The sequence below is a fragment of the Streptomyces sp. Je 1-4 4N24 genome, from assembly GCF_026239515.1.
Taxonomy (GTDB): Bacteria; Actinomycetota; Actinomycetes; order Streptomycetales; family Streptomycetaceae; genus Streptomyces; species Streptomyces nigrescens.
In genome coordinates, this window is sequence record NZ_CP110836.1 from 8,877,069 (window position 1) to 8,896,161 (window position 19,093).

Annotated in this window: 15 protein-coding genes and 2 pseudogenes; 9 read left to right on the forward strand and 8 right to left on the reverse strand. The window is 69.2% G+C overall.

Features of this window, described 5'->3' with window-relative positions; all coding sequences use genetic code 11:
- Positions 1 to 180: 180 nt before the first annotated feature.
- A complete protein-coding gene (locus tag SLV14N_RS38525; RefSeq protein WP_208679289.1) occupies positions 181 to 1,338 on the forward strand; it encodes a Dyp-type peroxidase in 1,158 nt (385 codons plus the stop codon).
- A gap of 163 nt (positions 1,339 to 1,501) precedes the next feature.
- Complete coding sequence (locus tag SLV14N_RS38530; protein WP_263272985.1) at positions 1,502 to 1,954, forward strand: GNAT family N-acetyltransferase; 453 nt, start codon at positions 1,502 to 1,504, stop codon at positions 1,952 to 1,954.
- 185 nt (positions 1,955 to 2,139) lie between these two features.
- Here SLV14N_RS38530 and SLV14N_RS39030 read toward each other — a convergent pair whose 3' ends face one another.
- The 4 genes and pseudogenes from SLV14N_RS39030 to SLV14N_RS38540 form a co-directional block, all read right to left on the reverse strand.
- Complete coding sequence (locus SLV14N_RS39030; RefSeq protein WP_369292830.1) at positions 2,140 to 2,670, reverse strand: hypothetical protein; 531 nt, start codon at positions 2,668 to 2,670, stop codon at positions 2,140 to 2,142.
- Positions 2,568 to 3,169: pseudogene (locus tag SLV14N_RS39035) on the reverse strand (hypothetical protein). Before SLV14N_RS39035 ends, SLV14N_RS39030 begins: the two are co-directional and overlap by 103 nt.
- A complete protein-coding gene (locus SLV14N_RS38535; RefSeq protein ID WP_263267388.1) occupies positions 3,166 to 3,705 on the reverse strand; it encodes a TniB family NTP-binding protein in 540 nt (179 codons plus the stop codon). The pseudogene SLV14N_RS39035 and the gene SLV14N_RS38535 overlap by 4 nt, the downstream one beginning before the upstream one ends.
- 210 nt (positions 3,706 to 3,915) lie before the next feature.
- The gene (locus SLV14N_RS38540; RefSeq protein WP_263267387.1) at positions 3,916 to 4,119 is read right to left on the reverse strand and encodes a hypothetical protein; all 204 of its coding nucleotides are present in this window, start codon (positions 4,117 to 4,119) and stop codon (positions 3,916 to 3,918) included.
- On the opposite strand from SLV14N_RS38540, the gene SLV14N_RS38545 reads away from it, so the two are divergent.
- Positions 4,097 to 5,053 (forward strand): ATP-binding domain-containing protein, encoded by a 957-nt coding sequence (locus SLV14N_RS38545; protein WP_263267385.1) that lies wholly within the window; start codon positions 4,097 to 4,099, stop codon positions 5,051 to 5,053. The genes SLV14N_RS38540 and SLV14N_RS38545 overlap by 23 nt on opposite strands.
- Before the next feature lie 235 nt (positions 5,054 to 5,288).
- A pseudogene (locus SLV14N_RS39040) lies at positions 5,289 to 5,384 on the forward strand (hypothetical protein); the annotation flags it as partial.
- 168 nt (positions 5,385 to 5,552) lie between these two features.
- On the opposite strand, the gene SLV14N_RS38550 reads toward SLV14N_RS39040, so the two are convergent.
- A complete protein-coding gene (locus SLV14N_RS38550) occupies positions 5,553 to 7,799 on the reverse strand; it encodes a hypothetical protein (protein ID WP_263267384.1) in 2,247 nt (748 codons plus the stop codon).
- Positions 7,800 to 7,921: 122 nt separating this feature from the next.
- Between SLV14N_RS38550 and SLV14N_RS38555 the strand changes: the two genes are divergently transcribed.
- Positions 7,922 to 8,119 (forward strand): hypothetical protein, encoded by a 198-nt coding sequence (locus SLV14N_RS38555; RefSeq protein ID WP_199218996.1) that lies wholly within the window; start codon positions 7,922 to 7,924, stop codon positions 8,117 to 8,119.
- 589 nt (positions 8,120 to 8,708) lie between these two features.
- On the opposite strand, the gene SLV14N_RS38560 is transcribed toward SLV14N_RS38555, so the two are convergent.
- Together SLV14N_RS38560 and SLV14N_RS38565 are read right to left on the reverse strand one after the other, a co-directional pair.
- Positions 8,709 to 10,580: a pentapeptide repeat-containing protein gene (locus SLV14N_RS38560; RefSeq protein ID WP_263267382.1), complete on the reverse strand. Its 1,872-nt coding sequence runs from the start codon at positions 10,578 to 10,580 to the stop codon at positions 8,709 to 8,711.
- Positions 10,581 to 11,089: 509 nt separating this feature from the next.
- A complete protein-coding gene (locus SLV14N_RS38565; protein ID WP_263267380.1) occupies positions 11,090 to 11,698 on the reverse strand; it encodes a hypothetical protein in 609 nt (202 codons plus the stop codon).
- Between the two features lie 125 nt (positions 11,699 to 11,823).
- On the opposite strand from SLV14N_RS38565, the gene SLV14N_RS38570 reads away from it, so the two are divergent.
- From SLV14N_RS38570 to SLV14N_RS38580, 3 genes are all read left to right on the forward strand, one after another.
- Entirely contained in the window at positions 11,824 to 12,393 is a 570-nt protein-coding gene (locus SLV14N_RS38570; protein ID WP_263267378.1) for a hypothetical protein, read from the forward strand.
- A gap of 190 nt (positions 12,394 to 12,583) precedes the next feature.
- Positions 12,584 to 12,973 (forward strand): hypothetical protein, encoded by a 390-nt coding sequence (locus SLV14N_RS38575; RefSeq protein WP_263267376.1) that lies wholly within the window; start codon positions 12,584 to 12,586, stop codon positions 12,971 to 12,973.
- A gap of 271 nt (positions 12,974 to 13,244) precedes the next feature.
- The gene (locus SLV14N_RS38580; RefSeq protein WP_263267375.1) at positions 13,245 to 14,645 is read left to right on the forward strand and encodes a HEPN domain-containing protein; all 1,401 of its coding nucleotides are present in this window, start codon (positions 13,245 to 13,247) and stop codon (positions 14,643 to 14,645) included.
- Between the two features lie 175 nt (positions 14,646 to 14,820).
- Here SLV14N_RS38580 and SLV14N_RS38585 read toward each other — a convergent pair whose 3' ends face one another.
- Entirely contained in the window at positions 14,821 to 16,719 is a 1,899-nt protein-coding gene (locus SLV14N_RS38585) for a DNA methyltransferase (RefSeq protein ID WP_263267374.1), read from the reverse strand.
- A gap of 392 nt (positions 16,720 to 17,111) precedes the next feature.
- On the opposite strand from SLV14N_RS38585, the gene SLV14N_RS38590 reads away from it, so the two are divergent.
- Positions 17,112 to 19,046 (forward strand): hypothetical protein, encoded by a 1,935-nt coding sequence (locus SLV14N_RS38590; RefSeq protein WP_263273423.1) that lies wholly within the window; start codon positions 17,112 to 17,114, stop codon positions 19,044 to 19,046.
- The last annotated feature ends 47 nt before the right edge of the window (positions 19,047 to 19,093 follow it).

Sequence of the window (19,093 nt, forward strand, 5' to 3'; positions counted from 1 at the left end):
TATGCCCGATCCGCCATCGCCGCCGCTGCAGCCGACCACAAGTGTCAACGTGCCCAGTACCGCCGCCACCACGCGAAGAGCTAATCGAGGCATGATCCCAGTCTGGCATGGCGTCCAAGTCCAAGCCAGAATCGGGAGGTTGACCCGCACGTACGATGCGGGTGTGGCACTCTGCACACCATGCACCGAGCCGATCACCATCCGTCGCGCCGCAGGTTCCTCGATGTCACCGGCGCCGTGGTGGCCGCAGGTCTGGCCGCCGGGTGCACATCGGACTCCGCCCAGCCAGGCCGGCAGGCCCTTACCCCAGCGGCCACGCCGACGCCGGTTGCGGCGATGGGCCGGTATCAGGCGGGCATCACGCTTCCCCAGCCGGCCCAGGGCAACCTGCTGGCCGTGGTGGCCGACCTCGGAGCCGCTGTGGCTCCGGGCCCGTTACTGGCCGAACTCGGCCAGGCCATCCGCACACTCACCACGGGGACCGACCCGCGGCTGATGGGCCTGCCGCCGGGCGACCTCACCGTGACCGTCGGCGTGGGCCCCCGGCTGGTGCGCACGGTGGGTGCCTCGTTGCCCGGCGCGACCGACCTCCCGCGATTCTCCCGCGAACGGATCGCCCCACGGGCACGCGGCGGTGACCTGCTGATGCAGATCTGCGCCAGCGACGCACTGCTCTTACCGGTCGTCGCCGCCGCGCTCCTGGACCGGGCCGGTGACCGCATCCGCGAACGCTGGCGCCAGTCCGCACGCCGCGGTACGAACGTGTCCGTCGGCAACGGCCTTACCGCGCCACGCAACCCGCTCGGTTTCATCGATGGCATCGTGGGCCCGCACACGACCGCCGAACAACAACGCGACCTGTGGCTGGCGGGGCCCCCTGCGGTCGCCGACGGAACTCTTGCCGTACTGCGGCGTATGGAACTCGACCTGCCGCGGTTCGCCGCCCTGTCCGTAACCGAGCAGGAAGCGGTCTTCGGGCGGCGCCGGGCCAGCGGCGTCCCCCTCTCCGGCGGCCCCGTCGCCTCGGGCCCAGAACTCGGCGCCAAGACACCAGACGGGCGCTATCTCGTCCCCGCGGACGCCCACGTGCGCAGAGCGCACGCCACCGTGGTCGGGGTCGGGCTCATGCTCCGCCGCTCCTACAGCACCGACGAGCCCGCCCCCGGCCTGCTCTTCATCAGCTTCCAGAACGACCTGCGGACCTTCTCCGCCACCCTCACCCACATGGACACCTCCGACGCACTGCTGCCCTTCACCACCACAACCGCCAGCGCGACATTCCTGATCCTCCCCGGCTTCGACCGGCAGCACCCGCTCGGTTCCCGGCTGTTCGGCTGATCAGGCCGTGCCCGCAGCCTCGGTCTGATCAGACGGCTGACCGGCAGCGGCTCAGCCCAGAACGGAGCCGGGAGTAGGCTCCCCGATTGTCAGTAATGGATGCCAAACGCCGACCACCGGCACCCTCCGGATCACCGAGCTGACCGCCGAACATGCTCAAGACGTGCTGACGAGCTACCAGCTCGGCATCGACGAAGGCAACACCACCTTCGAGACCACCGCACCCACCCGGGAAGCATTCGCCGCAGCCAAACTCCTCAACCACCGACACATCGCGCTCGACACCGACGGGCGCATCCTCGGCTGGATAGCCGCCACGAAGGTCTCCGACCGCTGCGCGCAGTACGCGGGCGTGGTGGAGTACTCCGACTACGTCCACCCCGAAGCCCGTCGGCAGGGAGCCGGGGCCGCTCTCCTCAACGCACTGATCGTGTCCACCGAAGCGGCAGGGATCTGGACTATTCAGTCCGGCATCTTCCCCGAGGACACCGCCAGCCTCCGGCTCCACCAGCAGGCAGGCTTCCGCATCATCGGCACCCGCGAACGCATCGGTCGCCAGCATGGCGCTTGGCGCGACGTCGTCCTTATGGAACGTCGCAGCCCAACCATCACCTGACCAAGACCGAAGTCGCCCCCCCGGCGCCCGTTCGCTCAATTGGGCGAGGTGGGTGGCAAGTTCACGGGAGATGGCCAGACGACGCTCGTTCTCCGCCCGGAGACGCTGTGGGCAGGGACTGTCGTGGCGATGAGGCCAGGCACAGGAGGGTGGCGACAGTGATCAGGGTGCGGTGGGCGCGCCGCTCACGGCGGCGGCCAGCGATGACGGATTTGTCGAGGAAGTCGGCCTCCAGGAGTTGAGGGAGGCCCGCCCACGCTTCTGGGTCCAGGCTCGGGCATCCTCAAGCTGGCCGCCTCGGTACAGCGCGCCATTGTCCCGGTCGAGGCGTCCCACGTTGTGGCGGCGGCGGTGAGTCGGCGGTGGGTTCGCAGCGCGTCCCGGTCTTCGTCCAGCCAGCGACGCAGCCGGGGCCAGGCCCGGATCACCGCTTCGTGGGCCACTTCCATGCTGCCGCGCGCCAGCACGACCAACCGGGCGGGTGTCAAGTTCCCCAGAACGGCGTCCACGTCTGCCGGTGAGGCGAGTTCGTTGAGTTCGGTGCGTGGTACGTGTCGGCGGGTGTGCTCGGTGCCGTCGCCGAGCGTGGTGAGGCGGAGGAAGACGGCGCGCATCAGGGCCCGTCGGGTGGGAGGTTCGGCTGCGTAGGGCGCCTCGGCCCTCGGGGCCACGGCGCCGCGCATTCCGTCCGTGGCGCGGTAGTCGTCCAGGCGCAGGGCGGGCCGTGGCGGCGGTGCCAGGTTTCGCGCAGGGCGTGGGCCACCAGCGGGAGGGCGCCGGGCTGGTCGGCGGCCTCGGCGACGACGGTTGCCACGAGCTCGGGGCGGCCGTGCTCCCTGCCTGTGCCGCGGGCTCGACGATGATCTCGCGCAGCTCGGCGCGTGAGGGCGGGCCCACGGGCAGCTGCGCGCCTTCGCGCAGCGCCGCCCGCAGCTCCGGGTGGGTGAAGCACCGGCCGTAGAAGTCGTCCCGTACGCCGATGACCAGTTGACGCTCGGAGGGGGTTGTTGGTGTGCGGGGTGGCGGTTGACCTGGTGTGTTGCGGATTTGCTGAGAGGCGGGATGTTCGGTTCCAGCGGGGTGGCTGTGGTGTGTGAGCTGGGTTGTGTGTTCTGTGCTGAATGGGACCGGGTTCGTTGTAGATGGCTCTAGCGTGTAATGGCCCGGTTGGCGTTTGTGCTGTTCAGAGCTGTTTGTGCTGGCGAGTGGGTTTATCGGTTTCGGGTGCGGGGGCGGTGGTGGGTTTCGGCGAGGTGGCCGAGTCGTACTGCGTCGAGGGCAGCTTTGGTGATGCGTTCGGTGCCGTCGCTGATGGCGGTGATGGCGGCTTGGCGGATGAGCCTTGTGAGGGATCCGATGCGGCCGGCGCTGCGTTGGTGGAGGTAGGGGCGTGGTGGGGAGGGTGCCGGGTTTGTGGTGGGTGAGGTCGAGGTTGTTTTCGATGTCGGTGATGACGTCGGTGAAGGGGTGGCGGGTGCCGTGGCGGGCGGGAGGGGGCCGCAGGTGATGAGAGTGGCGCGTCCGGCGAGTTGGGCGCCGCGGGTGCCGGTGAAGAGGGGGGCGGTGACGTTGATGCCGGCGCAGACGAAGGGCGCGGAGAGGCGTTCGGTGAGGTCTTTGATCAGGTCGGCGGTTTGGGCGCCGGTGGTGGTGCGGGGGTTGAGGCGGTGGATCTCGTCGATGAGGACGAGCTGGACACCAGTGGCGGTGTAGGTGTGGCAGACGGCGTCGGTGATCTGGGTCTGGGTCATGCGGGTGGTGGTGGGATGCCGAGGTAGCGGGCGAACTCGGTGATGAGGGTTTTCGCGGTGGCGCCGGGCGGGACGAGGACGTACGCGACGGGTACCGCGGTGTGGGCTGATCCGGTCGAGGGCGGGTTTTTGCGGGTGTGGGCGAGGTGGCAGGCGCGGCCGACGTGGAGGAGGGCGGTGGTTTGCCGGCTGCGGCGGGTCCGGTGACGATCAGGGAGGGTCGTGCGGTGGTCTGCTGTGGCGGCCGAGGACCATCAGGGTGCGGGCCTGGGTGGCGAGTTGGCTGATGGCGGGGGTGCGGATGGTGACGAAGCTGGAGTGGTAGGCCAGGCGTTCTTCCGTGCTGCGGGGCGGGTCGCCGGGCCGGGGCGGGGGCGGTGGTGGCGAAGCGGTGCCAGCCCTGCAGGTGGTCAAGGCCAAGGGACGCGAGTGGCCGTCGGTACGCATCGGCAAGGGCTTCATGGCCCCGTCGGTGGACGACCACGGCCTGCAGCGCGCGCTGAATGCGAGCGAGGCCCGCCTGATCCACGTCGCGGTCACCCACGCCCGCCACCTGCTGGACACCGAGGGCATCGCCTGGATCGACGAGTACGAAAAGGCCATGGCCGGCGCCGGCCGGGACGGCACGGTAGCCGGGCGGCCGATGATCGAGCTGAGCCTGACCGGACAGCTGAAGTACGACTCCTCACCCATCTCGCAGTGCATGTCCACCCACCTGCCCTACAGCCAGAACCTGGTCCGCGACTATCAGGCGCGCGTAGCAGGCCTCCCGCACCCGGTGCAGCCGATCGACGTGCAGTACCCGAACTGGTCGGCCCTCGGGCACGCTATCGATTACCGCCTCCGCCTCAGCCTCGGCGGGCGGCTCGGACTGGCCGTTGCCGGGGCGTCATGCTTCTCGACGGCACCGGACCGCTGCGCGGCGCACCGGCTCGTGGGGCCCGCAAGGCCCTGCACGCGGCGGGCCAGGAGCTGCTGGCCCGCCGTCGACACCTACCTCGCCGAGCCCAGCAGCCTGGACGAGGACGCGCTCATTCGGCTGTGCTTCGTTGCCGGCTTCTTCGAGGACATCGCCCGCACCGGTGAGATCCGCCGCTTCAGTATGCTCGCCCAGGCCACCCCCGCCACGGCCCTAGACGATCTCACCGCGGCGGTTCCCGAGTACGCCGTGACCGACATCGACCAGCAGATGCGGCTCGCCGACAGTCCGTTCGCCGCCTTCCGGGCTCTACCGCAAAGGGCCCGCGTGTGTGACAAATCCGTTGCCGATCACTCCATGAGCGAAGCGCTGACCTTGGGATCTGGTGATCATTTCCGGATTTTTGGCCGTGGTGTGGCGCGGCTCTGAGCTGGGGGTTTGTGGAGCTGTAGAAGCTGGAGAGGTCCTGAAGTGCGAGTTCAGTGATCGTCTCGGAATGCAGTGATCGGCGCGGGATTTCCCTATGTCTGCGTGGCTGGACTGGGGCGGCGACGGCCCCTGACGGCCTGCCACTCGGTCGGGTGAAGACACACTGCGGCGGAACCCTCCCGGGGACACCCGGCGTAGTGCCGTACATGAACGAAGTGCACGTAAGCCGGCTGGCCTGGTCGACGTCGCGGCCGCCGCCGACGCCCCGCGCTCGCCTTCCAGCAGCTGCTCGCCGACCGGTGGGCGGCGGCGAGCAGCGGAGTACACGACCCGGAACGCGGGCGAGCCCGGCGTTCGGTTGCTCTGCTACCTGGACCTGCGCCAGCAGCTCACCTACCACGGTTGCGGGGAGATATCCCGGGGTGAGCGCCGCGAGCACCCGTTCACCTCCGTGGGCAGCCGGAAACCCGCCTCCGGCGAGGCCCAAGGCCCCAGCTGTTCATTCCCATGGCTGTGCGGGCGTGCCATCCGGGTCCAACCCATGTGGCCATCGCTCCTGCAGGAACTGCCAGAGCCCGCCGAAGTCGGCAACGCATCGATAGAGGACTTCTGTGGCGTCTTGGTTTCCTGAAGCCTCGCGCATCTGTGCCACAGCGACCAGAGCGCTGGTGTTCCCAGCCTCGGCGGCCTGCATAGCGAGGGCCTCGGCGGCCTTTTTGTCTCCAGCCTGTTCGCGCATGCGTGCCAGGGCGACCAGAACGCTGGTGTCGCCAGCGTCTGCGGCTTGTCGGGCCAGGGCTTCGGCCGAATCTCGGTCTCCGGCTTGCTCGCGCATGCGTGCCAGGTTCATTCGGCCGTCCGGAATGCCAGCGTCGCTGGCCCTCTGATAGTGGGCTTCAGCTGTGACAAGGTCGTTAGAAGTCTCGCGGATCCACCCCAGCGTCACCAGTGCGACTCTGTAGCCGGCATCCGCGGCGCGCTGGTAGAAGGCCTCGGCAGCGCCTATATCCCCGGTACGCTCTCGCCGTCTTGCCAAGGCAAACAGTGCCTCCGGGGCGCCGTCGTCGGCGGCCTGCAGAAGTAAAACCTCGGCCGATTCCTGGTCTCCGGCCCTCTCGTGCAGCTGCGCGAGTAAGAAGAGAGGCACCTCGCTGGCGTCCGCGACTTGTCCACCGGAGCTTTCGGTTGTGCTCTCTTCGTGTGGCCTTCTCCGTTCAGGTGCCACCACGATGCTGGCGAGATTCTCGGCTTGTGCAGCGAGGGTAGGCCCGTGCCTGCGGGCCTGATGTCGGAGGTGCAATGCCCAATGGTTGCGGTAACGGAATCGCGCTGCTTCAGCGAGATTTAGCAAGTCGTCCATGTCGGTGAGATGGGTGTGGGCAGCTTGCCAGAAAGAGGCGGGTGGGCACAGGCGTCGGCGGGTGGCGCGGCCGTGTTGTTCGAGGTAGTCAGCAAGTCGGAATACCGGCGCCGCTGTCGGGTGGGAGGGCGTGGCGATTGGTGGGGTTCCGGGCGTGCGGCGCTGGGGGCGGGGGCTGGCGCGGCGTAGGGGGGCTTGCTTCCCATGAACCAGGTGTGCGAGTTCAGCGAAGGCAGCTTCTGCCCAGTCGTCGGTGAGCTGGTCGTGGTCGATGTCGGAGAGGTAGTCGAGGGCGGCGTCGGTGAGGAATGCCTGGGGGAGGTGGAGGGCGACGCCGAGGCGGCGTGCGTCCATCGCCGCTTTCAGTACGGCTTTGGCAGCCGGGGTGCCGCTCTGGTAGCGGTGCAGGAGTTCGGGGGCTCCGGCCAGGTCTTGTGTCAGGCGTCCGTCGGCACTGGCGCGGTTGAGGGCGTCGGCCAGCAGCCGGTCGCCGCCCTTGGCGAGGACGTTCGCAGCGGCCAGAGCCGGAGCGTCGAACGTGTCGGGGACCGTGAGGGTGCGGCCGGTAAGCAGTTCCCGGACCCGGCTGTGCGGGTCCGGCCCGTTTGGGGTGGGCAGCGCGGTGTACTGGGCGGCGTACTCGGGCCACAGCGTGCCCAGCACCAGCACCGGCCCACGCTCCGGCTGGACGAGCAGACTGTGCACGGCGGCCGCGATTCGTTCGCCGGTCCTCGGGTCGCCGAGGTAGTGCTGGGCCTCGTTCAGCCAGACCACGGTCCGTGGCCGGACGCAGTGCAGGTCGTCGAGCGCGGCCTCGGCGCGGGTCGGGTCGAAGGGGTGCCATAGCCGCCACCCCTTCTCGGCCAGCGACTGGATGGCTTCCCAGCAGGCCCGTGTCTTCCCGGTGGAGGATGTGCCGACCAAAATCAGCATCCGGCTGTGGCCCTCGCCGGCCTCGCGCACGGCGTCCGCCAGGATCCGGTCGTGCTCGCGGGGCACATAGCCGGGCAGGGCTCGCTGCTCCGGCGAGCCGGAACCGGGACCGGCCGGGGCGGGACCGGCCGGGTGGACTTCCAGAGCGTGCGGCTCCCACTCACCGATCGGCCTGCCCGGCCCCGACCCGGACCCCGCATCCGAGGCCGCCGCGGTCCGCTGCAGCTCCAGCAGCTCCTGCACGGGGAGTTTCAGCGCGCGGGCCAGTGCCGCCACCGTCTTTTCGGACGGCACCCGCCCGTCGGCCCCGAACGCCTCCGACACGGTCGTACGCCCCAATTGTGCCCGGGTGGCGAGTTGCGTCTTGTCGAGCCGGGCCCGGGCCAGTCCGCCGTTCAGTCTCCTGCGCAGCTCGGTCAGTGCCGGATGGTGTTCGCTCTGCTCGTCGTGCACGTGCTCGCCCCCGGGCCGTGATGTGTTCGCCGCTGTTCATCTTCCCTCCGGCGAACCCCGGCGCACACCGATTCCGCGACCTTCAACCATGTCAACACCTCACCGTGCGCAGGGAGCCTGCCGTGAACGTCGCCGTCGTACTGCTCACCACCGCCCTGGTCGTCGTGATCGCGCTGCTGGCCGCCGTCGGTGCCGCCGTACTCGCTCGCCTGGACGGCGCCAGCTACCCCACTGCCCTCAAGCAGGCCGCCACCACGTTTGCTGCGGTCATCACTGTTGCCGCAGCGATGACTGCAGCCCTCGCCGCTGTCTGTACATGAGCGGGTCCACCGGTGCAGCGACCCCGCGTCATAGGACACGGTCTTCACCGTCGTCGGCCTGGACATTGCAATGCTTGGCACCCTGGACGGGGCGCGAGGTGACGGGCCGTCGGCCGTCCCGGCGCCGTGTCAGCCGGGACGTATTTCCGCTGAAGGGTAGATACTTCCGGCGGGCGTTACATCTTTTCGCCGGTACATCCTGCGCGTTACACAACTCGCCCCCCGCCGACGGGGTGGTGCCCGGCGGGCTCCCGCGCCCCCGTGTACGCGCCCCAGCGCTCAGAGCCGGCCGTGGTGCCCAGTGGTCCGGCCGGGGTGTGGTGGTCACCAGTCGGGGGTGCCTTCGCGGACCCGGGTGCGGGTGAGGAGGCCGAGGGGGCGGGGTTGCCGAGCCCCGGGCGTTGCGGGCGGCCGCCCGCAACGCCTTCTCCAGGTCGGCGACGGTGTCCCGTACCCGCGTCGTCCGCTGCTGTCGGGCAGCACGGAAGATTTCAGTGAGCGAGCCTGTGACTTGGGCACTGAAATCTTCCGCGCGATGGCTCATGTGGGTTCGGGTGCAGCGATTGCTTCAGTGTCGGGTGGCAGTGGGTCAGCGTTTGACGCGGTTGCGGACGGCGAGGACCGCGAGGCCCAGAAGGACGGGCTCGGCCAGGCGGGAGGTCATCTCGATGTAGGTGCCGGCGGTGGTCAGGTCCTGGTCGGCGGAGCGGAAGACCACCGAGTTGAGCGTGACGTTCAGGGCCTTCTCGAAACGCTCGCCGGTGAACCGGTTCCCCGTGGGGTTGTGCGGTTCGTCCTTGTCGATCTCGAAGGTGACCGTGCCTCCGCCGACGGGGACGGTGCCGGTCGCTTCCTGCTTCGGGGCGTCCTTGGGGAGGCCGACGCTCATCAGGAGCACGATGGTGACGAGCATGGCGGCGGCGAGCCAGCCCAGAGCCCGGGAGGCGCGCAGGCCGTAGCCGGACAGCGCCCAGTAAGCGGTCAGAAGGCTTCGCTCGCTTCGGGGGATGTCGTCGGCGTGGCGGCGCATCTCCATCTCTCCGTAATAGAAGTCGGCGGCCCCAGGCTCATGCTTGCCATCCTCGAACGCTTTGCGCAGCGCGCGGTACACCGGTGCCAGTTGCAACGGCCCGACGCGCCCGGCGCCGAACACTGCCACGTTCCAGCCCCGGGCCGCCGATGGCTCGCTCGCGCGCCAGTGGTGTTCTTCGGCGAGGGTGCGGCGCTGGGTGAACCGTACGGGGCGCCAGCCCCGCCAATGCACTGCGGGCGGCACCGTGTCGAAGATGCAGGCACCCTCCAGTCGCAGCTGGTCCAGGTGCACGGTTCCGGTGAACAGGCATCCCGCGAGGTCGACGTCGGCGAGGACCAGGTGGGCCGCGTCCACCCCGCGCAACGAGGCCATCCGCACCGCGGCGTCGGGCGCATCGGCAAGAACCTGTTCGTCCACCGTCTGTCCGTCGGGGAGTACGAAGGGGTTGGCCTCCGCGGCGATCGTGAGGGGGTATTCGAAGACAGCGTGGGCGAAGTCCACTGTGGCGTAGCGCAGACGTAACTCGGCCGTTGATGTCCAGCGGGTTCGCAAGCACTCCAGCCGGCGCGCAGCGAACGAGAGGTTCGCTGGGCTGCTGAACGTCGCCTCGGAGAGCACAAACCGCCCGGCGCACACCAAGGGGCCGAGGGTGACCAGCCGCTCGAAGGTCGCCTCATCGAACCTAGCGTCGCCCTCGAAAACTGCCGACCGGAAGTGGGCGGCGCCCTGGAAGGTTGCGTACCCGAATGAGGCGTGACCCTCGAAGGTCACCTGCCCGAACTGGCCGGTGCCCTGGAAGGCCGCCCGCACAAAAGAGGCGTCCTGGAAGGTCGCCGAGTCGAACTGGGCGAGGTGCTCGAAGGTCGCCGAGTCGAACTTGGTGATGCCCTGGAAGGTCGCCGAGTCGAACCATGCGAGGTCGTGGAAGGTCGCCGATCTGAACCCGGCGTAGCCCTGGAAGCTCGCCGTGTCGAAATGGGCGTAGCCCTGGAAGGTCGCCGACTCGAAGCGAGCGAGGCCCTGGAAGGTCGCCGAGTCGAACCACGCAAGGCCCTCGAAGGTCGCCGAGTCGAACCACGCGTGGCCCTGGAAGATCGCCCTTACGAATTGGGCATCGTCTTGGAAGGTCGCCGAGTCGAACCGGGCTTCGCCGAGGCGGGGGTGTCCGGTGGCGGGGTCGAGGAGGGCGTCGAGGAGGGCATCGAGAAGGGGTTCGGTGAAGGAGGTGCCGCGATGGTCGATGTCGGCGCCGGGTGTCAGGCCATCCAGGTAGGCGTCGCGGTCGGCGTCGGCCAGATGGGCGAGGCAGACTGTGTGACCAGGGGCGTGAATGCCGCGGCAGCCGACCGTGTCCTCCGGGGTAGTGCCGTGGCCACAGTGCGGCCAGTCAGGCGGAGTCGGGGACGGTTCAGGGCTCGGGTGTGGCATACCCGAAGGGACGATCGAGCACGGTCGATGGTTGCCGAGCTCGCCTCCGACACGGCCAGCACTGAAATCTTCGCTGCGGTTCTGAAGGACGTATCGAAATGAATCGTGCTCTACTGAAATCTTCCGTGCGTTCCGACAGCTGCCTTGGCGGCCTGGTCGACAGAGTCGAGGAGGCGGCGGGCACGAACTGGGCGAGCTCGTCGAGTCCGGGCCAGACGCCAGCGAGGGTGGCGTCGGTGGCGAGCTGTCCCAGCAGCTCGCGTACGGCGTCGTGCCGCTGGGCCCAGCCGTAGGTCCGCGGGCCGCCCGGTTCCCGCCTCATGACGGCCTCACCTGCGCGAAGTCCCCGCTCCGGGCCGCCCGCGCCGTGCTGTTCCCGCGTCCTGCCGCTGCGCCCGGTGGCGCGGGCCTGGAGCGTACGGCCCGCCGTCCGGCGGGGAGTTGGGGCGTCACCGCCACTGCAATGCCTCGGCGGTCGGTGAGCAGGGCGCTGCCGTCGAGGACGAGGGTCAGGCGCTCGGCGAGCTCGTCGCGGTGGGGAGAGGCTCTGCGAGGGCGCGGCCCATCAGATACAGGTCCGGGCTGTCGGCGCCGTCGGGGAGGGATTCAGAGGAGCCGGCGGGCGGCGCCCGGTGCTCCTCGTCGCCGAGGTGGAGGCCCAGACGGTGCTCTACGACGGCGCGGGCCGCCGCAAGGAAGCCGTGGGCGTCTAGCCGCGCTGCGACGCCGAGTTCACCGTCGTGCCTGGCCACTGATTCTGTTCCTCCCGCTCGGCCGGCGCCCCGGCCGCCCTCGTCCGGCTGGCGGTCCGTCCCGTCCATGCTGCTCCCGGCCGGACTGATGTCCGCCGATGCTCGTGTGGACGGCCGCGCTCCGTCGACGTCCTCGTCGGCGCCGGTGCGGCGGGCGCGTGCCCGGTCGGTGAGCTGGTGGAGGTGGTCGATCCAGCCATGCATGAACACCTCCGCCCCGCCCTGTTCGGCCCCGGGCAGCCGCAGCAGCCCCTCCCCGGTGTCGGCCTGTTCGGTGAGCACCGACTCCAGCCAGGTGGCGAGCGCGGCGATTTCAGGGGCGAGGCACATGGTCAGGGCGTGCACGACGCCTGACGGGTTGATCATCAGGGCGGTTAGCAGCGGGCCCGGGACAAACGCCTGGTCAAGGCCCGGGAAGAGCTCGACAGCTGCAGCGCAGGGCCGGCGGCCGCTACTGCAACACTGCAGAGAAGATCGCCGCCCGCATCGGCGTGATCGCCAAAGCCCGCCGCGTCACTGGCTGCCTGCGTACCTCCATCACCACCGACGCCACCGGACGGCCCACCTTCAACTGGCACTTTGACCAAGACGTCCTCCAGGCCGAAGCCGCCATCGACGGCTGGTACACGCGGCTGACCACCCTCACCCCCGAACATGCCGACACCGCAGAGGTACTGCGGTGTTACAAGGGCCAAGGCACCGTCGAGCGCCGCTACAGCGACTTCAAGGGCCTCCTGGCAGTCACCCCCGTCTTCGTGCAGGACAACAAGAGGGTTGCCGCACTGGTGACGGTGATCTGCCTGGCCCTGCTCGTGTTCTGCCTGATCGAGCGCCAGGCCCGCCGGGCCCTCGGGAGCGACCAGAGGATGCCCGGGCTCTATCCCGGCAACCAGCAGGTCCGGCCCACCGGCCGGATGATCCTCTACCATCTCTCTGGCCTGCGGCTACGCGTCGTCGGTGCCACCGACCCGACCATCATCGTCATCAGCCGCGGCGTCCAGCTCCATTTCCTCGACCTCCTCGGCCTGGAACCGACGCGTCCCCGCTGGCCAGAGACCTGAACGAGCTACCCGTGGCGCGCCATGGGCCATCCTGGGGGCGTTGACGGCATAGCCCACAACCAGGGGCGCGCCGCCCGTGCAGGTGCGCGTCCTTCCCTCAGCGTCGGTGGGCGTACGGAGGATGACCAAGTGGTCTCCGGAGGCACGTGCCCTGTGGCAAGCTCATCTCCCTGGGGGAGAGGAACGACTGATGGCCCATTACCAATGCGGATCGTGCTCGTATCAGAGCGACCATCTCGGCGAGGCTCAACAGCACTTGCACCAGACGGGCCACGTTTGTATCGGCAAGGGCGGTGTCGGGCCAGCCGGAGGTAAGTTCGGCAAAGCCAGGGTCGTGGGTAAGGCCGGCGTCAGCGTTCTGGCCGCCACCACCATCGGGCTCCTTGCCTGGAAGTATAAGGGGCTTCAGGAAGAGCACGAGGGGCTCCAGACGAAGCACGAGGGGCTCCTGTCCATGGCTGCCGGACTGGTTGTGCAGTTGGCGGAGTCGACGGCGGAGAACGAGAGCCTGAAGTCGGAGAACGACTACCTGAAGTCGGCCACCGGTGCCTCGAAGACGCTCAAGAGCTACGACTGCTGAGTGAGGGCGTACTGCGGGTAGTGCCACTGGTGGACGGGTGCCCCGGAGCTCGATGCCGTTGGAAGGTCGAGCGGGTGCCGGCCCAGCTCAGCGCTAGATCCGTTCTCCGCAGGTCACCCATTCGAGAAGATCAACTGATCGCAGCGGGCCAGCCACCGATCAGCGCAGCGGTCCGAGTTGCAGAACAACGCGGGAACGGCCGCTCAGGCCGGGAGCTGTGGCCTGGTGGTTGGGTCTGGCGGGCGGCGAGGGTGCGCTATTTTCGTGCCGTATGGAAGACACCTCCCCACTGCGTCAGGCCGTCCTTGCCTGGCTCGAGCTGGCACGGGACCTGGCCTCGATACCCCAGGCAATCACCGATGTGGCTCTGTCGACGCAGCCGGAGTTCGATGCCGTGATCAACGCGGTGGTGGGCGCCGCGCCGAAATCCGAACACCGCGACCTGTACGGCAAGGCCGATGGTGACTGGATGCCCCGATGGTCCACGCTCTTGAGCGGATCAGGGCTGGGGGACGCGACCCGTCTGGTTGCCCAGGGGGCGACGGTGCCGGTGGAAGAGGTTGCGGACAGCTTCGTCGCCTTCTGCACGGCGCCCGCGCCGGCAGTGGAGGACTGGCTGTTGCTGACCGGCGATCTCCCCGAGGGGGCACGGATCCCGCTGGGCCGGTACACCCTTCAGACCTTCACCGCCGACGAACTGAGGCAGTTGGGCCAGATGCCCGCCCTTTACGGCCTTCAGCCGGGCGGGCTCGACCTCCGTCTCCTGGCTGGTGCGCCGTTCGTCCACGCCCCCGATCCGGACCGTGCCTCGGACCGCAGTGGCGCGCCCTGGTTCGATTTCACCGGCCCGCGGCCGGAGGCCCGGCACTGGAGGGCGCTGCTGCCGTTGATCCTGTGGAGCCCCGAACTCCTGCATGTCGACGCGGTGTTCGACGTCGAACGCGGTCGCGAGTTCGGGCTGCACCCAAACCACGTGCCCACCACCCTCCAGATCTACGAGGACCATGACGGCAGGCAGGAGGAAGTCGAGGTCCGCGAGACTGGCACCTTCCACGTCACCCAGGCGCAACTCCCGCGCCTGCAAGCCTTCTGCTCCGCCGTGACCGCAAAGATCGACGCCGTCGTGGACGGCGCCACCAGCAGCCGAAGGCTGCCCAGGAGGCGCGCCCTGCGCCTGGAGCGCGCGGCCCGGCACCTGGTGCAGGCCCACCAGCGCACCCACAGCGACTACGGCGTGTGGGAGCAGGAGGCTGACGAGCTGCACCTGGACTACGTCATCACGCTGGAAGCCCTGATGGCTAGCCCCGACGACAAGCACGAGGGCGTCAGCGAAAGGATCCGGTCCCGTGCAGCCGCCCTGTTTTTCACCCCGTCCCTGCGCCAGCAGGTCGAGACAATTGTGCAGGATGCGTACAGCGCGCGCTCCAAGTACGTGCATGGGGACGTCCTCAAAAACCAGGACGAGAGCGAGAAGCTGGCCGCCCTGCGTGACCTCAGGCTGATCGTGCGGCAGGTTGTTCTGCGCTGGCTCGTCCTCACCCCCTGTGACACTGAAGACCTCGCACCCCTCCTCGACGCTGCTGCTGCCGGCACCGGCCGCGAACGCGCCGTCGATGAACCCCTGCGTGCCTTCTTCCGCGCAACGCCGCCGCAGGACCGCCTCGGGCTCTGAGCCGGACCACAGGGCCGGTCGTGAGCAGTGCGACGCGGCCCCCTGTTCCTCGGCAGGCGACTGGCAGCAGTGCGAGGGCGGGCAGCCGACGTTGGACGGTCCGCGTGTTGGGGCCACACCCGGTTTTCCTCGCCGGTCCGGGGCAGGTCGGATGTGGCTGGCACCGGCGGGGGAGTCAGGTGGTGTCGAATTCCGCTACCGCCGCCGTGGCTCGCTGGTCTGCCTCTGTTTGCAGGGTCTCCCAGTCGGCGGGTGCCTGGCGTGTTCCTGCCGCCAGGACCGCGGCGCGTACGGCGGTGCGGACATCGCCGGGGCCCACCCGCAGCCCGGCTCCCCTGAGGCCCTGGATTTCCGACAGCGCCTGCGCGGCGGCCTGGTCGAGGTCGGGGGCTGCCCCGGCAGACGTGCCCGCAGCGTCCCTGCACACCACGATGACGTCGATGCGGTTGGGCTCCGCCGCTGCGGTCTTGGAGAGACTGGTGGCCACTTCGGCGATCATGGCGCGGGTGGTGGTGACGGTGAAGCCGGCGTCGGACAGCGACCGCATCAGAGCGCACCAGCCCCTGGTCTGCGACTGGTGGAAGCTGAACAGGAGGCAGCCGCCGGGTTTGAGGACGCGCCGGCACTCGCGCCAGACACGGGCTGCGGTGGCTTGGAATCCATCAGGGGCGGCGTTCTGTACTTCTTGGACGGCTCGGGTGCTGGGTATGTCCGGGTAGCCCTGGTAGGGGCGCATGGCGCTGAGCCACGCGTGGAAGAAGTCGGCCAGTTCCGAGTAGTGGACGTTGTCGACGTAGGGGGGGTCGGTGACGATGAGGTCCACGCTGTCGTCGGGAAGATCCGTTTGCGAGGCATCGCCGGTGATGGTGTAGGCCGTTGCGGGATCCCGTGCGAACTGCTGCCACGTCGTGCTCAGGGGGCGGGCGACGGGCAGCGAGGACTGGTCGACGGCGAGGATCCGGCCGGCCTCGGCCCTGAAGTCCAGCGGGGTGTTCTTGTACTGGGCCGCTTTGTGCAGCCGGGTGAGCACCCCGGAGAACCCGGCCGATCCCCCCTGGGCGCCCCAGGGGTCTCCTTCGACGCTGCACCGCTCCGGTCGCAGTACGTGGTTGTGGAAGATCGAGCGGACCGGGCCGGTGCCCTCCCCCTTGTAGGAGCAGAAGAGGTTGTGGTGTTCGACGGTTCTGCCGAACGATGCGATGAGCGCCTCACGCTCCGCGGACGCCCCAGGGAGATCGCGCAGCGCCGCGCCGATCAGCCCGAGGCTATAACGCTGGCGCTCGTTGAAGAACCGCTCCCAGGAGTCGTACCCCCAGCGCAGCGCCTGGACCGTGCTGACGCCTTTCTCCAGCGCGCCGAGCGGGCGTACGAGCTCATCGGGGGATGTGTCGGCGAGGGACTTCGCCGCCTTGTCGTACAGGCAGAGGTCGAAGTCGTCGATCGCCCGGTACTCACGCTTGCCGTCGGCGTGCAGCACCAGCTTCGCGTACATGCGCCGTTCCGGGACGACGCCGTTCAGCGCGGCAATGACCGGGGTGCGGTGTCCGAGACGGCACGTCATGAACCGTCCGCGGGCGGCCCCTTGGAACGAGAAGGCCATGCCGCAGGCGGGACAGTGCCCCCTCTCGTCCTTGCTCAAGTCGGTGACGCAGATGCCCCGGCAGCCCGGGCATATGGCCTGTGCGCGGGGGAATCTGCGCGGGTACGCATGGCGGGCGAAGACCCGGGTGGTGAAGAGCTCCACGTCCTCGCCGCACTCTGGGCAGTGCGCGAGGGCCACCCAGAAGTAGTGCAGGACCGGTTCATTGGAGACGGTGCGGTGCAGTTCCTGGACGGGGCGGGCGCACTTCCTGACGACCTGCCCGAAGAGGTCCGCGAGCACCTCGAGATCCCATGGCTGCAGCGCCTGCCGCTGGGTGAGCGTCGCGACGGGGTTGATGTCGCGGCCGACGGCAGCGGCCCCGAGTTTGGCCGCCTCGACAAGGGTGGTGCCCGATCCGGCGAAGGGGTCGTAGACGACGAGCCCCCGCAGCCTGGCCGAGGCGTCCGCAATGGAGTCGTCCGGCCCGGACACGGCAGCCAACAGTAAGTGGCGTGCGACGCTGCCTAGGCGCCTCGCCCACCACTTGTGCACGTAGGTCGCGGGCCGGTGCACTTCCTTGCGCCATGACTCGTGTTCGGCGATCCGGCTCCACTCCACTGGCGCCGGCCCGGCCTCGAGAAGTGAGACCGGAGGGAGGCCCGCTCCTGACTTCTCGTTCATGTGTACGCCCCCGGTGGTCCGAACCCGGATCCACCGCCCTCGGATTGGGCAGGAGCAGGTGACGGCCTGTCAACGTGCGTTACTGTAACGGCAGGTAGTGGGGGGATACCAGGTGGGTGATTGCGCGCGTGACATATTTGGACTGCCTCGTCCCTCCCGACGCAGGCCCGGCCGACTTCTTCGAGCGCGTGCAGGCCCTTCGCATGACGGACCGCGGCCGCACCGTCGATCTCGGCCCGCTGGACCGTGCCACCCTGACCCTGCTGTCCCATGCGTTATCGAGCAATCAACGCAGCGTGTACCTGAGCCTGCCCCGCGGGCGGCACGACCTGGCCGTGCTGGTCGGGATCTACCTTCAGCTCATACGGCGCGGGGCAGAGCTGACCGGCGGACCATCCTGCCCGGTCCCTGACGGACCGGTGGTCGTCGTCGGACTGCGTACCAACGTCACCGTACGGCTGGCACAGCTTGCGATCGGCAGGCAGAACCTCTCGCGAGCCCTGCGCATGCAGAGAATCCGCGGTGACGGCCGGGTCGTTGATCTCCAAGGAAAGATCACGAGGGCTGTCGACTCGCCCTCGGGGCTGTTCTACCTCAACACCGCCTTAGGCCGGCCCTCGCTGGGGACCAGCGTCGGCACCGTTGTCATCGACCGCACCAGTATGGCCAACGACCAGTCCTGGGAGCGCGCGTTGGCCTGGGCGAGCGAGCACGATGCCGCTCGCGTCGTGGCCGTGGCCGACCTGGGCACCCAGCCAGGCAGTGGCCGGGCCTGGACACAATGGCCGTGGACTCCCGCGCTGCGCGCCGACGTGCGGCACACCCTCGGTCATCGTCCCGCATACGGTCCCCTGACCAGTAACGCCCTCCTCGCCCACCGCCCGGCAGCCACGGCAAGCGTGGCGTTATACCGTCACGAGCAGCTCGCCGAGCTCCATCGGACGGTCGTGGCGGGTGTGGTCGCAGCACGGCGTGTCCACACGTCGGAGTCCTGGCCGCAGCCGATCGCCGACGCCGTGCGTCTGCTCAACCTGCTGTGGTGCAGCTGGGGTTCGATCGGGAAGCAAGACGCCTGGCAGGTGCTCATGGGGCGCGGCAGTGGTGCACGGGCGCTGGCCCGGTCGGTGTCCCGCGGGACATTGGAGGGGAGGGTCGGGCCGTGGGGGCTGTTCCGCGAGACCCAATGGCCCGACCTTCGGCGCGGCGTGCTGGACCTGTATGAACTGCTATACGACGACAACCCGCGCCGGGACCTCCTGCTTGCGCTGATCGCCTGGGCACGGGCCGACCGGGCAGGCGGCCCCGTCATCGTCCGCACCCGCTCTCGCTCCGCCGCCGCCGCTGTTGCCGAGGAGCTGGCCGACACACTCGGCGTCGATGCTGACTCCCTGCTGCTCGCCCCCCGGCCCGGGCCCGCCGCCAACGGAGGAGCCAGCGCGCTGCACGTGATGCCCTATACGGAACGCCTGGCCTGGGACGCCTCGCCGAGGCTCGAGCTTCACCTCGGTGTCCCCTCGACCCTACACACCGGCGTGCTGTTCTCCGGTGCTGCCGATGAACACGTCGCCGTTGTGGAGCAGAGCGAGTACACCTGGCTGGAGCGTTCGGCCAGCCGTGCACTGCACGGCTGGCACGAGCAGATACGCCAGAGCGCCGCGGTGCTGAGGCTGGGCGAGGTACCGGAGTCGGCGACGCCTCCGCTCCCCGTCGCATACGGCCCCGTCGACCTCTCCGGACCGTCCCCCGCACCAGACGAGTTCCTCCAAGGCCAGTGCAGGTCAGACGCGGGCGCGGCCGGGCACCCGCGGCTGCCAAGGCCGGTTCAGGTCAGGCATGATCGTGCTTCCAGCGGGCCTGTAGGTGAGGCGAGCCGGTTGTGTCCCGGTGCAAGTGGCAGCCGTTCCTGCTTGGTTCTGGTGGCCGGCTGCGTTTCCGTGTCTGCAGGGACGGTCGCGGTCGGTGTTCGGTGGTGGTGCAGCCAGTCCAGCAGCGGGGCCCCGCCTGCCTGGGCATCCAGCTCCCACACCTCCATGAGCGCCTCGGCCTTGCCGAGCCACCGGGCGCGGGCATTGGTGTCCCGGATGTCCGACTGCTCGAACTCGGCCATCAGCTGTGCGAGCCGTGCCGCTTCCGGGTAGATCACCAGTGGCATCACCCGGCTACTGCGGTCCTCCAGCCCGCATGC

Coding starts and splice junctions, on each gene's coding strand:
- SLV14N_RS38525 (WP_208679289.1), top strand. CDS start 181: ATGCACCGAGCCGATCACCATCCGTCGCGCCGCAGGTTCCTCGATGTC.
- SLV14N_RS38535 (WP_263267388.1), bottom strand. CDS start 3,705: ATGACCCAGACCCAGATCACCGACGCCGTCTGCCACACCTACACCGCC.
- SLV14N_RS38560 (WP_263267382.1), bottom strand. CDS start 10,580: ATGCCACACCCGAGCCCTGAACCGTCCCCGACTCCGCCTGACTGGCCG.
- SLV14N_RS38565 (WP_263267380.1), bottom strand. CDS start 11,698: ATGATCAACCCGTCAGGCGTCGTGCACGCCCTGACCATGTGCCTCGCC.
- SLV14N_RS38575 (WP_263267376.1), top strand. CDS start 12,584: ATGGCCCATTACCAATGCGGATCGTGCTCGTATCAGAGCGACCATCTC.
- SLV14N_RS38580 (WP_263267375.1), top strand. CDS start 13,245: ATGGAAGACACCTCCCCACTGCGTCAGGCCGTCCTTGCCTGGCTCGAG.
- SLV14N_RS38590 (WP_263273423.1), top strand. CDS start 17,112: ATGACGGACCGCGGCCGCACCGTCGATCTCGGCCCGCTGGACCGTGCC.